Annotated in this window: 17 protein-coding genes and 1 other RNA gene; 4 read left to right on the top strand and 14 right to left on the bottom strand. The window is 49.2% G+C overall.

What is annotated here, in order from left to right; genetic code table 11:
• The 7 genes from ACRC27_RS09355 to rsmI all read right to left on the bottom strand — a co-directional run.
• On the bottom strand, positions 1-296 hold a 296-nt coding region (locus ACRC27_RS09355; RefSeq protein ID WP_438639753.1), incomplete at its 3' end, for a Mur ligase domain-containing protein.
• Complete coding sequence (gene ftsI / locus ACRC27_RS09350) at positions 283-2,040, bottom strand: peptidoglycan glycosyltransferase FtsI (protein ID WP_438622373.1); 1,758 nt, start codon at positions 2,038-2,040, stop codon at positions 283-285. The genes ACRC27_RS09355 and ftsI, both read right to left, overlap by 14 nt.
• 2 nt (positions 2,041-2,042) lie before the next feature.
• On the bottom strand, positions 2,043-2,357 hold the full coding sequence (ftsL, locus tag ACRC27_RS09345) for a cell division protein FtsL (RefSeq protein WP_438622294.1): 315 nt from the start codon (positions 2,355-2,357) through the stop codon (positions 2,043-2,045).
• Complete coding sequence (rsmH, locus tag ACRC27_RS09340) at positions 2,354-3,295, bottom strand: 16S rRNA (cytosine(1402)-N(4))-methyltransferase RsmH (protein ID WP_438631030.1); 942 nt, start codon at positions 3,293-3,295, stop codon at positions 2,354-2,356. Before rsmH ends, ftsL begins: the two co-directional genes overlap by 4 nt.
• Before the next feature lie 2 nt (positions 3,296-3,297).
• On the bottom strand, positions 3,298-3,756 hold the full coding sequence (mraZ, locus tag ACRC27_RS09335) for a division/cell wall cluster transcriptional repressor MraZ (protein WP_438622292.1): 459 nt from the start codon (positions 3,754-3,756) through the stop codon (positions 3,298-3,300).
• A 317-nt stretch (positions 3,757-4,073) separates the two neighbouring features.
• Positions 4,074-4,445, bottom strand: an RNA gene (rnpB, locus tag ACRC27_RS09330) — RNase P RNA component class A.
• A 57-nt stretch (positions 4,446-4,502) separates the two neighbouring features.
• The gene (gene rsmI, locus ACRC27_RS09325) at positions 4,503-5,369 is read right to left on the bottom strand and encodes a 16S rRNA (cytidine(1402)-2'-O)-methyltransferase (RefSeq protein WP_438622291.1); all 867 of its coding nucleotides are present in this window, start codon (positions 5,367-5,369) and stop codon (positions 4,503-4,505) included.
• A 49-nt stretch (positions 5,370-5,418) separates the two neighbouring features.
• Here rsmI and ACRC27_RS09320 point away from each other — a divergent pair, with 49 nt between their 5' ends.
• The 4 genes from ACRC27_RS09320 to dolP all read left to right on the top strand — a co-directional run bounded on the left by ACRC27_RS09320 (position 5,419) and on the right by dolP (position 8,985).
• A complete protein-coding gene (locus ACRC27_RS09320; RefSeq protein WP_438639752.1) occupies positions 5,419-7,353 on the top strand; it encodes a penicillin-binding protein activator in 1,935 nt (644 codons plus the stop codon).
• 7 nt (positions 7,354-7,360) lie between these two features.
• Complete coding sequence (locus ACRC27_RS09315; RefSeq protein ID WP_438631034.1) at positions 7,361-7,738, top strand: YraN family protein; 378 nt, start codon at positions 7,361-7,363, stop codon at positions 7,736-7,738.
• Between the two features lie 8 nt (positions 7,739-7,746).
• Positions 7,747-8,337, top strand: coding sequence for a DnaA initiator-associating protein DiaA (gene diaA, locus ACRC27_RS09310; protein ID WP_438622288.1), 591 nt, complete (start codon positions 7,747-7,749; stop codon positions 8,335-8,337).
• A 72-nt stretch (positions 8,338-8,409) separates the two neighbouring features.
• The gene (dolP, locus tag ACRC27_RS09305) at positions 8,410-8,985 is read left to right on the top strand and encodes a division/outer membrane stress-associated lipid-binding lipoprotein (protein ID WP_438631036.1); all 576 of its coding nucleotides are present in this window, start codon (positions 8,410-8,412) and stop codon (positions 8,983-8,985) included.
• A 229-nt stretch (positions 8,986-9,214) separates the two neighbouring features.
• On the opposite strand, the gene sspB is transcribed toward dolP, so the two are convergent.
• The 7 genes from sspB to rplM all read right to left on the bottom strand — a co-directional run.
• Positions 9,215-9,700, bottom strand: a complete 486-nt coding sequence (sspB, locus tag ACRC27_RS09300) for a ClpXP protease specificity-enhancing factor (RefSeq protein ID WP_438639751.1) — start codon at positions 9,698-9,700, stop codon at positions 9,215-9,217.
• Positions 9,701-9,702: 2 nt separating this feature from the next.
• The gene (gene sspA, locus ACRC27_RS09295) at positions 9,703-10,344 is read right to left on the bottom strand and encodes a stringent starvation protein SspA (protein ID WP_438622285.1); all 642 of its coding nucleotides are present in this window, start codon (positions 10,342-10,344) and stop codon (positions 9,703-9,705) included.
• Between the two features lie 99 nt (positions 10,345-10,443).
• Complete coding sequence (locus tag ACRC27_RS09290; RefSeq protein WP_438622284.1) at positions 10,444-11,193, bottom strand: cytochrome c1; 750 nt, start codon at positions 11,191-11,193, stop codon at positions 10,444-10,446.
• A complete protein-coding gene (locus ACRC27_RS09285) occupies positions 11,190-12,404 on the bottom strand; it encodes a cytochrome b (RefSeq protein ID WP_438622283.1) in 1,215 nt (404 codons plus the stop codon). Before ACRC27_RS09285 ends, ACRC27_RS09290 begins: the two co-directional genes overlap by 4 nt.
• Entirely contained in the window at positions 12,405-13,001 is a 597-nt protein-coding gene (gene petA / locus ACRC27_RS09280) for a ubiquinol-cytochrome c reductase iron-sulfur subunit (protein WP_438631038.1), read from the bottom strand.
• 268 nt (positions 13,002-13,269) lie between these two features.
• Positions 13,270-13,662 (bottom strand): 30S ribosomal protein S9, encoded by a 393-nt coding sequence (gene rpsI / locus ACRC27_RS09275; RefSeq protein WP_438622281.1) that lies wholly within the window; start codon positions 13,660-13,662, stop codon positions 13,270-13,272.
• Between the two features lie 15 nt (positions 13,663-13,677).
• A partial coding sequence (rplM, locus tag ACRC27_RS09270; protein WP_438639750.1) for a 50S ribosomal protein L13 occupies positions 13,678-14,069 on the bottom strand: 392 nt, incomplete at its 5' end.

The following is a 14,069-nucleotide window of genomic DNA, read 5'->3' as shown; positions in this document are numbered from 1 at the left end:
CCCGCCAGCGCAGACAAACGGTGATTGAGCTGGGTTAAATACACCACAGGTACACCGTGAATTTCACGCACAGTACCGTCTGAAGCCTCGCCTTCTGCATCGGCAATAATCGCCGCCACACCTTGAGCAATCGCTTGAGGAATATAGCGCCGACCGTCGGTCTTATGCCCCATTACTGCAATAAACAGATCGCCCGCAGCCGCAGTGCGGCTGTCTAAGGTCATCTCCCGTAACGCGCACGCCGGGGCGTTATCCACCCAAGGCGCTAATAAAGTGCGCAGATCATGTGTTGACACGGGCGTTACCACTCCTGTTAATAACTACTTCATCTCCCGCAGGCAAGGCGTCTGGGGCGATATTGAGGATCCGCAAAGCTCCACCCATAATGGCGGAGAAGATAGGTGCGGATACCGCACCACCGTAATATTGTCCGGCTTGAGGTTCGTTAATCACCACAACCAATGCCAGACGCGGGTTACTCGCCGGTGCAACACCCGCGGTATACGCAATGTATTTATCGATATACTTTCCGTTCGGGCCAATCTTTTTCGCCGTACCGGTTTTAATCGCAATTCGGTAGCCATCGATAGCTGCACGTCGGCCACCACCACCGGGTAGTGCCACGCTTTCCATCATATGAATGACTTTACGGGTCACCTCTTCAGAGAAGATACGGTTACCTTCAACCGGCGGATCAACTTTGGTGATCGACAACGGACGATAAACACCGAAACTGCCAAGTGTGGCATACGCACGAGCCAACTGTAGTGGCGTGACCAGCAAGCCATAACCGAATGAGAACGTAGCGCGCTCAATGTCAGCCCAGCGATTTTTTTGTAACATCATACCGGTACTTTCACCCACCAACCCCAGATTGGTCGGCTGACCAAAACCGAATTTGCTGTAGGTTTCCGGCAGTGCGGTTTCTGGCATCGCCAGTGCAAGGTGAGACACCCCAACGTTACTCGATTTTTGCAAAATACCGGTCAGCGTCAGTTCAGGGTAGACCACGGTATCTCGTACCCGATGTCCGTTTACATAGAACGGCATGGTATTGAGTACCGCAGACTCTTTAACGATTTTGCGATCAAGGGCAGTCAATACCACCAGCGGTTTAACTGTCGAGCCTGGCTCAAACGTATCGGTAATAGCCCGGTTACGGTAGTGCGCACTGTCAATTTGCCCACGATTATTCGGGTTATAAGAGGGCAGGTTTGCCATCGCCAAGACTTCACCGGTCTGAACATCAAGCAAAACAATAGAGCCTGACTCGGCTTTATTAAATGCCACCGCATTTTTTAACTCGCGGTAGGCCATCGCCTGTAAACGCTCATCAATACTCAATGACAAATCGTGTGCCGCACGGCTTTCAACTGAAGAGATATTCTCAACTACGCGCCCAAAACGGTCTTTACGTACGATACGCTTACCAGGTTCACCGGTTAGCCAAGTATCAAAACTCTTCTCTACCCCTTCAATGCCTTTACCATCAATATTGGTAAAGCCCAGAATATGTGCGCTAACCTCGCCGCTCGGATAAAAACGGCGCGACTCTTGTTTAAGGTAAATTCCGGGGATTTTCAAATCACGCACATAGCTGGCCAGTGAAGGGCTAATCTGACGTGCCAGATAGGTAAAACGGGAGGTAGGATTGGTTTTAACCCGTGAGGTCAGCTTATCCAGCGGGATCCCCAAAGCATCTGCCAGTGCAGACCAACGCTCGGTTTTATCCAACGACGCTTTTTCAGCGATCTCTTTGGGATCGGCCCATACTGCATCAACAGGCACACTGACTGCCAATGGACGACCGGCTCTGTCGGTGATCATGCCGCGCGGAGTAGCAACAGATTGCACCCGTAACGAACGCATATCCCCTTCACGGATCAAGCGATCAGGATTGATCACCTGAATCCAACTGGCACGCAGCAATAGGCCAACGAGCGCCAGCCCCATTACGCCGCCCACCAATAAATAACGCCAACGGATAAAACTGGAGGTATCTTCCGGTTTTTTTACTTTCGCAGTTCGGGTTGGTTTAATCATTACTGTTTAACCACTTTTTCCTGTGCAGGCGATACGCGCTGCATCTGCAGTTTCTCACCCGACAGCCGCTCAACCCGGTTGTGCTCACCAAGAGCATTCTCTTCCAGAATTAAGTTGCGCCACTCTATATCCAGCGCATCACGCTCGAGTACCAAATGCTCACGCTCCACAATCAGCAGACGTGTACGGTGGGTGCTTAGAACCACGGCAATCGCGGAACAAAACACTAACACCACCAGCAAAAGCGGTAACTTACCGAAACGGCATAAATCTTCACCGATGATGGAGGTTAACGAATGGCGCTCGACACTCATCTTTCTGCTGTCCGCTCGGCTAAACGCAGAACTGCGCTGCGTGAACGCGCATTACGTTCAACTTCTTCATCCGACGGCATAATGGCTTTACCGATCGCGACCATTTTTTTACCGTGTGCCAACTGAGCTTCGGTTAAAGGCAACCCGGCCGGAATTTCTGGGCCTTTGCTTTGGCGGCGAATAAAGCGTTTTACAATCCGATCTTCTAGCGAATGGAAACTGATCACCGACAAACGACCACCCTCAGCCAAAATCGGCAATGAGCCCTCTAACGCGCGTTCAATCTCTTCCAACTCACTATTGATATAGATACGAATAGCTTGGAAAGTCCGTGTGGCCGGATGTTTATGCTTCTCTTTAAACGGGCTGGCGACCGCAATTAACTCTGCCAGTTCACGGGTGCGAGTCATTGGATTTTCACGATTGCGCTCAACAATGGCACGCGCAATACGCTTGGCAAACCGCTCTTCACCAAATGTTTTAAGTACCCAAGCGATATCATCAGCTTCGGCTTTCATCAGCCACTCTGCCGCCGACTGACCACTTGATTGATCCATACGCATATCTAGCGGGCCATCACGCATAAAACTAAAGCCACGCTCAGCTTCATCTAACTGCGGTGAAGAGACACCCAGATCAAGCAAGAAGCCATCAATTTTGCCGTTCAGCCCCAGTTCATCAACATAGTGCTGTACGTTGGAAAATGGCCCGTGAACAATCTGAAAACGCGGATCATCAATAGTTTGTGCTTCGGCGATGGCCCGTAAATCACGGTCAATGGCAATCAGACGACCTTCTGGGCCTAATTTTGACAAAATCAGACGAGAGTGCCCGCCACGGCCAAACGTACCATCAATGTAGATACCGTCAGGGCGAATCGCTAAACCCTCTACTGCTTCGTGCAGCAGAACGGTTACGTGCTGGTAATTTTCAGACATAATTATAAACACAGATCCTGTAATCGGGCCGACAACACCTGTGGTGTCATCCGCTCCGCTTGAATATCGTCTTGAATTTGTTGCTGCCAAACATCAGCACGCCAAATCTCAAATTTATTAAGCTGCCCCACCAACACTATCTCTTTCACTAAATCTGCATGCAGACGTAAATGAGTGGCCAGCAGAATTCGCCCTGCACTGTCTATTTCACACTCTGTAGCGTGCCCCAATAGCAAACGCTGAATACGCCGCTCGTTTGGGTTGATACTCGACAAGGTCATCAATATCTGTTCTATGCGTTCCCACTCTGGCAGCGGGTACAGCAGCAGGCATGGGTGGTGAATATCCAGAGTACAAATAAGCTGCCCCTGACACGCCTCTAACAGCGATGTCCGGTAACGCGCGGGGACGGCCATACGCCCTTTATTATCCAGATTTAAAGTATGGGCACCACGAAACATGACTTAGCATCCCCCTGCACACCCAAAATTCACCACTAAAACCCATAAATTCCCACAAATGCAAGTTTACGGAGGGGGGAAAAAGCTTGTCAAGCAAAGAACCGCATGAATCATCCGGCTTACCTACTAAAATCGAATATTTCAGACTTTTCGGTATCATCTGGACATGGAAATACAAAAAATGCACTGTTTTTAGATATGAATAGCCAGATCTTGGTTATCACCTTAATCGGCAAAAGTAGGCAGTGTACGGATAACTGAGCGTACTGTAGATAACAAAAAAGCCACGTTCTTCAACGTGGCTTTTTTGTTTGAAACGAGGGAATTAGCCGATAAGCCGGGTTCTGTCGTGGACAGTCATTCCTCTAGGCCAACACTCGCGCGTTGGCTCAAGCAACCTACCCGGGTTCAATGCGGGCCGCACCAATGAACCCCTATTTGGTCTTGCTCCGGGTGGAGTTTACCGTGCCACGAACTGTTACCAGTCGCGCGGTGCGCTCTTACCGCACCCTTTCACCCTTACCTGATCCCTTACGGGCCATCGGCGGTTTGCTCTCTGTTGCACTAGTCGTAGGCTTGCGCCTCCCAGGCGTTACCTGGCACCCTGCCCTATGGAGCCCGGACTTTCCTCTCCCCCGTGTGTCTCCCCGAAGGGACGACCACGAAGCAGCGACTGTCTAGCTAACTCCGCGGCGGATTATATAGAGAAACCGATCACAGTGCCAGTGAAATACACCACAAAGCCATTACTCGGTGAAATGTTCTAATCCATAACGATATAACGCATTTTTCTTAACGCCATGGATCTCAGCCGTTAATGCCGCCGCTTTCTTCAGCGGCAGATCTTGCGCCAATAAACTTAAGGTTTTGATCACCAAGGCAGACAATGCATCATCTTCAGCCGGTTTAGCACCTTCAACCACCAGCACCATCTCACCACGGCGACGCACTTCATCCTCTTGCACCCACGCCAATAACTCACCAACCGGCGCACCATGAATGGTTTCCCACGTTTTGGTCAACTCTCGGGCCAAGACCACATAACGATCAGCACCCAAAACCGTCACCATATCCTGCAAACTATCCAATAGACGGTGGGTTGACTCGTAAAAAATCAGCGTACGCGGCTCTTCCAATATCGCACGCAAAGTATCCTGTCGCCCTTTGCTTTTCGCCGGTAAAAACCCCTCAAAACAAAAACGATCAGAGGCAATACCAGATGCACTCAATGCAGCAATGGCCGCACACGGGCCCGGTAACGGGATCACTGAAATCTGCGCTTCACGGCAACGGCGAACCAGATGAAAACCCGGATCACTGATCAGCGGCGTTCCTGCATCAGAAATCAGTGCAATGCTGTGGCCTTGCCGCAACTTCTCAACTAAAACCTCTGCTTTTTGTTGTTCATTATGATCATGTAACGCAAAAAAGCGCGCTTGTATGCCAAAATGCTGCAACAATAATCCACTATGACGGGTATCTTCAGCGGCAACCAGATCAACCTGCTGCAACACCTTCAGTGCCCGTTGTGTAATATCGTCTAAGTTACCAATTGGCGTGGGAACTATGTATAAAGTTGCTGGGGTGATGAAAGATTGTTCAGTAGCTTTCATTGTATAGACTTCATTGCCGATTTAAGATTAACCGTCTCTAGGAAGAAACGTGATTGGGATCCCCATGCTTGCCTCTTTATGCACCCGCGTCAATGCAAGACGCATAATTTTACCTGTTTTTGCTACTTTGATGCTGGCCGCATGCCAAATGCCACAGCGTTCAAGCGGCAATATACCGTCATCCTCTGATCTGCTGGCGTCATCGGCCTATTATCTACAACAAGCCAATACCAGCAGTGCCAGTGAAAAAACGCCTTGGCAACTGCTGGCCGTTCAAGCACTGTTAAAAGAGAACAATATTGCACAAGCAACGGCTGAATTGCGCAGCATTCAAGAACCGCTAAGTGATGTGCAGCGCCACGAACAGCAACTGCTGTGGGCCGATATCGCCCTAGCACAAAAAGATCCGGCTACTGCAGCCACCAGACTGGCTACACTCAATGTCGCCATGCTGACACCGGCACAAAAAGCACGCTACTACCGAGCTAAAATTGCCCTCAATAGTGGCCAAAACCAGATTATTGAAGCGGTGCGCGATCATATCGCCCTTGATCAATACCTGACAGATGCCACACAAAAGCAGCAAAACAACGATCAGACCTGGCTATTGCTGACCAAGGCATCTGTCGAGCAGCTTTCTCAAGCTGTGGTTAGCCCGCAAGAGACTATTTTGGTTGGCTGGCTGGATCTGGCCCGAGTCTATCAGGAAAATCGCTATAACCTGCCACAACTCAAAGCCGGTATTGCGGAATGGAAAACACGTTTTCCTAAACACCCAGCGGCCATTACCCTGCCGACTCCCCTGAGTCAGTATCTGACACTACCAGCCGCAAGCATGAATGCCATTGGGCTGCTATTGCCAATCAGTGGTCAAAATCAGGCTCTGGGCGACGCCATTCGTCAGGGTTTTATGGCAGGAATGCTCGAAGATAGCGCGCGTAACCCCAATATTCGTGTTCAGGTTTACGATACCGCAACCAAACCTCTGCCGGCACTGTTACAGCAAGCCGAGCAAGAAGGTGTACGCACCCTAGTCGGCCCACTACTGAAAAATCGGGTAGATGAGCTAATGCGTATGCAATTACCGGCTGATTTATCGATTTTAACCCTCAACCAGCCGGAAACCCCGAATGCCAACCCGAGTGTTTGCTACTACGCACTTTCGCCGGAAGATGAAGCCAGCGATGCTGCCCAACATATTTGGGATCAGGGTCAGCGCACACCACTGGTTCTTGTTCCAAGCTCGCCATTTGGCCAGCGGGTAGGCAATGCATTCAGCCGCCAATGGCAAACCCTAAGCGGTGAACAACCCACTATTCAGTACTTTGGTGATACCGTAGCGCTGCGCCAGTCAATCAACCAAAGCCTGCGTAATCAAGGAAAAGCAGACATCATGCGTCAAGCGCTGGGTGTTTCGCTGCAAGCTGACGCAATGCATGGCCCAATTGATGCCATTTATTATGTCACCACCCCTGATGAACTGGCATTATTAAAGCCGTTTGTTGACGCATCAATCATGCCGGGATACCAGCGCCCAGCGCTGTATGCCAGCTCACGCAGCAACCAAGCTGGGAATGGTCCTGATTTTCGCTTAGAAATGGATGGCGTACAGTTCAGTGATATTCCGATGCTGACTACCGCCAACTCACCAGCGGCACAGCGTGTTGCTCAGATCTGGCGTAACCCTGACTATTCACTGTCACGCTTGTATGCCATGGGTATGGATGCATGGTCACTGGCCAACCATATGAATGAATTGCGTCAAGTGAACGGCTACCAGTATGCTGGGCAAACCGGTTTACTCAGTGCTGGTGAAAACTGCACCGTAAACCGCCAGCTCAACTGGTTACGCTACCAAAACGGTGGATTGCTTCCAGTTGCATCAGCCAACACAACGACCGACACTGATAGCCTTGTCACTCCGCCATCAGATGCGCTGTATGACGGTTTAAGCACAGACCCTGTTCCGGCAACAGCACAGTAAGCCGACAGTGGCAGCCACACACAACGCCTCACAACGTGAACGCGGCGCGCACTACGAACAGATGGCGCGCCGCCATTTAGAACAGCATGGGCTGTGCTTTATTGCAGCCAATGTAACGGTTCGCGGTGGAGAGTTGGATCTGATCATGCGTGATCAGTATGATTGGGTTTTTGTTGAGGTACGCTATCGGCGATCAAACCGTTACGGTTCTGCCGTTGAAAGTATCACAGCGAAAAAACAGCAACGCTTGTATCATACCGCTGCAGTCTGGCTTCATCAGCGTGGATTGAGCATAGAAACACAATACTGCCGCTTCGATATTGTGGCAATTGACGGGCCAGATGACACCATCAGCTGGTATCGCAACACCTTACAACATCAATGACAGACGTTATGCTAGAGCAAATTAAAGCCTGTTTTACCGAAAGTATCCAGACACAAATCGCGGCAGCCGAAGCACTACCGGATGCCATTGCGCGTGCAGCCATGATCATGGCTCAGAGCCTGCTGAACGGCAATAAAATTTTATGCTGTGGGAATGGGGCATCAGCCGCCAATGCCCAGCACTTCACTGCCTGTTTGGTTAACCGCTACGAAACAGAGCGCCCAAGCTTACCGGCAATAGCACTGACCGCAGACAGCATTATGCTGACCGCCATTGGCAACGATGACCTGCACACCGAAGTGTATTCCAAACAAGTACGCGCACTAGGGCAAAACGGCGATATTCTGCTGGCTATTTCAACTAAAGGAAACAGTAAAGATATCGTCAAAGCAGTAGAGGCCGCGGTGACCCGTGATATGACCATTATCGCCCTAACCGGATATGACGGCGGTATTTTAGCCGGATTACTGGGCGAGCAAGATGCGGAAATTCGCATCCCCTCACACCGGCAGTCCCGCATTCAGGAGATGCATATGCTGACACTGAACTGTTTAAGTGATCTGATTGATCGCACTTTATTTCCGCATCAGGATAATTAATACCACCCTGCCTGACAGGGTGAATTCCATCAATATAACAAGAAATAACTTAACTCATCTAAGGAGAGCACCATGAGTGTCACCCGTAAACTGGGCATTATTCTGCTGGCCTTTATGCTGCAAGGATGTATTGGTGCCGTTTTAGTCAGCTCAGCGGCGGTTGCCGGAAAAGTTGCTACCGATCCGCGCTCGGTAGGCGGACAAATTGATGATGAAACTCTTGAATTACGCGTCGGCGATGCACTAGCAAAAGATGCGCAAATCCGCAAAGAAGCTCGCATTTTGGCGACCGCATACGAAGGTCGGGTCCTGCTTGTAGGTGAAACGCCTACTCAAGCACTGTCAAAGCAAGCGGCACAAATCACCGCTGGTGTGAATGGCGTAACGGCGGTTTACAACGAAATTCGTATCAGTAAACCTATCAGCTTTGGCACTATTTCAAATGATACTTGGATCACCACCAAAGTTCGCTCACAACTGCTTACCAGCGATAAAGTTAAAGCCAGCAACGTGAAAGTGACCACCGAAAATGGTGAAGTATTCTTAATTGGAAAATTAACGCGGGCAGAAGCGGAAGAAGCAACCAACACTGCACGAAATGTTGCCGGTGTTAAACGCGTCGTTAAAGTCTTTGAATACCTCAATTAAGTCAGCTGTCTACAACATCGGCCTAAATAACCGAACTGAAACACTGAACGCCGCCACTCAGTGCCAAAGTAAAAGGCAGAAGGTAAAATTTAAAAAGTCAGGCTAAAACGAAAACAAAAAATGCAGCGTTAGCTGCATTTTTTTATCTTACTTTTTATAGCGTTATGGCATGTGTATCCGTTCTATGATCATCACAACACAGATCATATGCGGTATTGAACCCCAGAAATTACTTCACCACACGCAACATAGGTTTCGCACGTGGGCGCGGAGGCTCATCATCAGGGCCATCACTGCCATCAGCCAACTCCTCGACTAATGCCAAAGCTGGCTCAACAGAAGGTGATTCATCCAAAATATCCGGCATTTCATCTTCCGGCACATCATAGGCCACTTCAGGTTCGAACAGAGTACCCGCACCATTTTCACGCGCATACAATGCCAACACCGCCGCAAGCGGAACGTCAACTTGCTGTGGTACACCGCCAAATCGGGCATTAAACCTTACGGCATCATTACCCAACTCCAGATTCCCCACGGCACGCGGCGCTATGTTCAGCACTATCTGACCATCACGCACGAACTCCATCGGAACTCGTACGTTAGGTAACATAGCATCAACCACCAAATGCGGAGTTAAGTCATTATCTAACAACCACTCATAGTAGGCCCGAACCAGATACGGACGACGTGGTTTCATCTGGGTTAACTCCATAATCAGACCTTACCGTGCAGGCGAATTTCGCGCTCAGATTCAGTCAGTGCCGCCAAAAATGCATCACGTTCGAATACGCGAGTCATATAGGCTTTGATCTCTTTTGAACCTGGGCCGCTCAGCTCAATACCCAGTACCGGCAAACGCCACAACAGCGGAGTCAGGTAGCAATCGACCAAGCTGAACTCTTCGCTCATAAAGAACGGATATTCAGCAAAAACCGGAGCAATTGCCAGTAACTCTTCACGCAGTTGCTTACGCGCCATATCCGCTTCAGCCGGTGTGCCCTGCTCAATTTTCTCAAGCAGCGTGTACCAGTCTTGCTCGATACGGTACATCATCTGACGACTTTGACCGCGTGCCACAGGATAAACCGGCATCAGTGGTGGATGAGGAAAACGCTCGTCCAAATACTCCATGATGATACGTGCGTTATAAAGAACTAACTCACGATCGACCAGGGTTGGTACTGAATTATACGGATTCAGATCAAGCAAATCTTCTGGCAGATGCTCAGCATCAACCTGTTCAATTTCTACGCTCACGCCTTTTTCAGCAAGAACAATTCGAACTTGATGACTATAAATATCGGTTGCACCAGAAAATAGCGTCATCACCGAGCGTTTGTTAGCTGCGATAGCCATTCAACCCTCCACTTTCACTCAAATACACAAACGGCAAAAGGGGGCTCAAGCCCCCATGCCGGTCGGATAAACCGAAAAACAGGCATCAGTTTCGCATAATTAGTGTACGTCGCGCCAGTATTCCTTTTTCAGCAAGTAAGCAATGATGAAAAAGAACACTAAAAACCCAAGCACCCAATACCCGATATGCTGACGCTCTTTTTTCATTGGTTCGCCAGAATACTCCAAGAAATTAGTGATATCGCGTACCGCGTTATCATACTCCTCAGCATTCAACTCCCCCTGACGCACAATTTCAGTACCCACCACAATCTCGTGTGATTGGCCATCAATCTCATGCGTCTCTTTTTTCGCAACTGGCGTTCCCTGCAACTCTTCTAACACATGTGGCATCCCGACATTGGGGAAAATGGTGTTATTAACACCAAATGGTCGGCTTGGGTCTGCATAAAAAGAGTGCAGATAGGTATAAATCCAGTCAGGGCTACGCAACCGCGCTTCTAGCGTTAAATCTGGCGGCGGAGCACCAAACCATGCTGCCGCGCTCTTTTGCGGCATTGCGTTCTCCATCAGATCACCAATTTTTGCGTGTGGATCAAAAATCAGGTTCTGTGTCATCAGCTCTGGCGGGATCCCCAAATCAGTGGCAACCCGCTCATAACGTTGATACTTGGTTGAGTGGCAACCGGCACAATAATTCATAAATAACTTAGCACCATTTTGCAATGAGGCTTTATCACTCAGATTATTGTTTGCCTTCATCAAGGTTACACTTTCTGATGCTACCGTAGGCAGTGAGACAGAAAGTGCAGGTAACAACGCAAATAAAACAATCGTCAGTTTTTTCATTTGAATGTCACCCTTTCTGGCAAAGGCTTGGTTTTTTCATTTTTGCTGTAGAAAAACAGCAAAACAAAGAACATGAAATAACACACCGTAAAAATTTGCGATAATAGGGTATAGGTTGGTGTAGCCGGTAACGTCCCTAAAATACCTAACGCAATAAAGCTAACGGTAAATAACCCGATATTCCAACGATGAAAAGCACTGCGGTAACGCACTGATTTGACCTTACCACGATCAACCCACGGCAATAAAAACAGTACCGCTATCGATAAGCCCATCATGATCACCCCCAACAACTTATCAGGAATGGCGCGCAAAATGGCGTAGAACGGGGTGAAATACCAAACCGGAGCAATGTGTGGCGGTGTTTTTAAGCCATTTGCCGCTTCAAAGTTAGGTGGCTCAAGGAAATAACCGCCCATCTCTGGGTTAAAAAAGATCACATAGCAAAAGAAAAATAGGAAACCGGCGACCCCCATAATATCTTTTACGGTGTAGTAAGGGTGGAACGGAATTGCATCTTTCGGCCAGCCGTTGGCATCTTTATTCTTTTTGATCTCAATACCATCAGGGTTGTTTGATCCCACTTCATGCAAAGCCACAATATGCAGGAAGACCAACAGTACCAACACCAACGGAACGGCAATCACGTGTAGGGCAAAAAAGCGATTCAGTGTGACACCCGAAATGACATAATCACCACGGATCCACAATGTCAGTGCGTCACCGATCCCTGGGATCGCACCAAACAGTGAAATGATCACCTGTGCGCCCCAAAATGACATCTGACCCCACGGCAACAAGTAGCCCATAAATGCTTCAGCCATCAGCGCCAGAAACAGCAGCATGCCGAAAATCCACAGCAACTCGCGCGGTTTTTGGTATGAACCGTAAATCAGCCCGCGAAACATGTGCATATAGATGACAATAAAGAAGAACGAAGCACCGGTAGAGTGCATGTAACGCAGCAGCCAGCCGTACTCAACATCACGCATGATGTATTCGATAGAGGCAAATGCCCCTTCAGCAGACGGGTTGTAGTTCATCGTCAACCAGATCCCAGTGATGATCTGATTCACCAACACAAGCATTGCCAGCGATCCGAAAAAATACCAAAAATTGAAGTTTTTCGGCGCAGGATATTCGCCAACATGTTTGTTGTAGGTTGCGGTTAAGGGGATCCTGGCATTAATCCAGTCGAGTAATTTATTCATTTACGCAGCCACTCCCTTGTCATCTACGCCAATGATAATGGTATTGTCGTCGACAAATTTATACGGCGGGATCATCAAATTTAATGGTGCGGGAACGCCCTGAAATACGCGACCTGCCATATCAAATTTTGAACCGTGGCATGGGCATAAGAAGCCTGACTGCACGCCTTCAACTTGTACGCCAAAGTTTTCTGGAACATAACTCGGTGAGCAACCTAAGTGTGTACAAATCCCGACCGCAACAAAAATATCGGGTTTAATCGACCGATAAGGATTACTCGCATACTCAGGTTGTTGTGGTTCGGAAGATTGTGGATCGCGCAGTTTTCCATCGTGCGTGGCCAGTTCATCCAATACCACTTTGGTTCGACGTACAAGCCAGACAGGTTTCCCCCGCCACTCGACTCGAATCAACTGCCCTTCTTCTAATTTGCTGATATCGACCTGAACCGGTGCACCTGCCGCCTTGGCCTTAGCACTGGGATTCCAGGATTTGATGAAGGGTACAGCTACAAAAACTGCCCCTACGCCACCGACTACGCCAGTTGCGGCAGTTAAAAAACGCCGGCGACTGTTGTTTACAGGCGCATTGTTCATCCCTCACTCTCCCATCGCATCCCGCTTGGTTATTGTTATTTCCCTGCGGTCTTATTGCTTCCTGACGTGGAACCCCCTGCTAGACACTGAACTTTTAACATTCAAGTAGCATGAGATCCCCATAATTGCAAAAGTCACGCAAATGATAAGAAAAACAACACTTTTTGACAAGTTATTAAAACCTTTTTGCAACATATATAACAACAAAAAAGCCCAGCATAAGCTGGGCTTTTTGAAGGTAATTTGTAACCGCCGAAGCGGTAGCAAATTAACGCTTGGAGAACTGTGGACGACGACGTGCTTTACGCAGACCGACTTTCTTACGTTCCACGCGACGAGCGTCACGAGTAACGAAGCCAGCAGCGCGCAGAACTGGACGAAGGGTCTCGTCGTACTGCATCAGTGCACGGGTGATACCGTGACGGATTGCGCCCGCTTGACCAGAAATACCACCACCAACAACGGTGATGTACAGGTCTAGCTTCTCGCTCATCTCAACCAGTTCCAGCGGCTGACGAACTACCATACGGGCAGTTGGACGGCCGAAGTACTGATCCAGACTACGCTGGTTGATTACGATGTTACCGCTACCCGGCTTGATAAAGACGCGCGCGGAAGAGCTTTTGCGACGGCCAGTGCCGTAGTATTGATTCTCTGCCATTGCCTTGATCCCGTATTAGATGTCCAGAACTTGTGGTTGCTGTGCTGCATGATCGTGTGCAGCACCAGCGTACACTTTCAGCTTACGGAACATGGCACGGCCCAGAGGACCTTTTGGCAGCATGCCCTTAACAGCGATTTCGATCACGCGCTCTGGATGCTTGGCGATCATTTCTTCGAAAGTGGCAGATTTCATACCACCGATATAGCCGCTGTGACGGTAATAAATCTTGTCAGAACGCTTGTTGCCAGTTACAGCAACTTTATCTGCGTTCAGAACGATGATGTAATCACCAGTATCAACGTGCGGAGTGTATTCCGCCTTGTGCTTGCCGCGCAGACGACGAGCCAGCTCGGTCGCCAGACGACCCAGAGTCTTGCCGTTTGCGTCTACTACATACCAGTCGC

Origin of the sequence: Plesiomonas sp. (assembly GCF_051650925.1) — a bacterium.
Lineage (GTDB): Bacteria > Pseudomonadota > Gammaproteobacteria > Enterobacterales > CAMTGL01 > Plesiomonas.
The sequence above is the reverse complement of the archived record's forward strand: the minus strand, read 5'-3'. Positions and strand labels throughout refer to the sequence as shown.

Coding starts and splice junctions, on each gene's coding strand:
- ftsL (WP_438622294.1), bottom strand. CDS start 2,357: ATGAGTGTCGAGCGCCATTCGTTAACCTCCATCATCGGTGAAGATTTA.
- rsmH (WP_438631030.1), bottom strand. CDS start 3,295: ATGTCTGAAAATTACCAGCACGTAACCGTTCTGCTGCACGAAGCAGTA.
- mraZ (WP_438622292.1), bottom strand. CDS start 3,756: ATGTTTCGTGGTGCCCATACTTTAAATCTGGATAATAAAGGGCGTATG.
- rsmI (WP_438622291.1), bottom strand. CDS start 5,369: ATGAAAGCTACTGAACAATCTTTCATCACCCCAGCAACTTTATACATA.
- diaA (WP_438622288.1), top strand. CDS start 7,747: ATGCTAGAGCAAATTAAAGCCTGTTTTACCGAAAGTATCCAGACACAA.
- dolP (WP_438631036.1), top strand. CDS start 8,410: ATGAGTGTCACCCGTAAACTGGGCATTATTCTGCTGGCCTTTATGCTG.
- sspB (WP_438639751.1), bottom strand. CDS start 9,700: ATGGAGTTAACCCAGATGAAACCACGTCGTCCGTATCTGGTTCGGGCC.
- sspA (WP_438622285.1), bottom strand. CDS start 10,344: ATGGCTATCGCAGCTAACAAACGCTCGGTGATGACGCTATTTTCTGGT.
- ACRC27_RS09290 (WP_438622284.1), bottom strand. CDS start 11,193: ATGAAAAAACTGACGATTGTTTTATTTGCGTTGTTACCTGCACTTTCT.
- ACRC27_RS09285 (WP_438622283.1), bottom strand. CDS start 12,404: ATGAATAAATTACTCGACTGGATTAATGCCAGGATCCCCTTAACCGCA.
- petA (WP_438631038.1), bottom strand. CDS start 13,001: ATGAACAATGCGCCTGTAAACAACAGTCGCCGGCGTTTTTTAACTGCC.
- rpsI (WP_438622281.1), bottom strand. CDS start 13,662: ATGGCAGAGAATCAATACTACGGCACTGGCCGTCGCAAAAGCTCTTCC.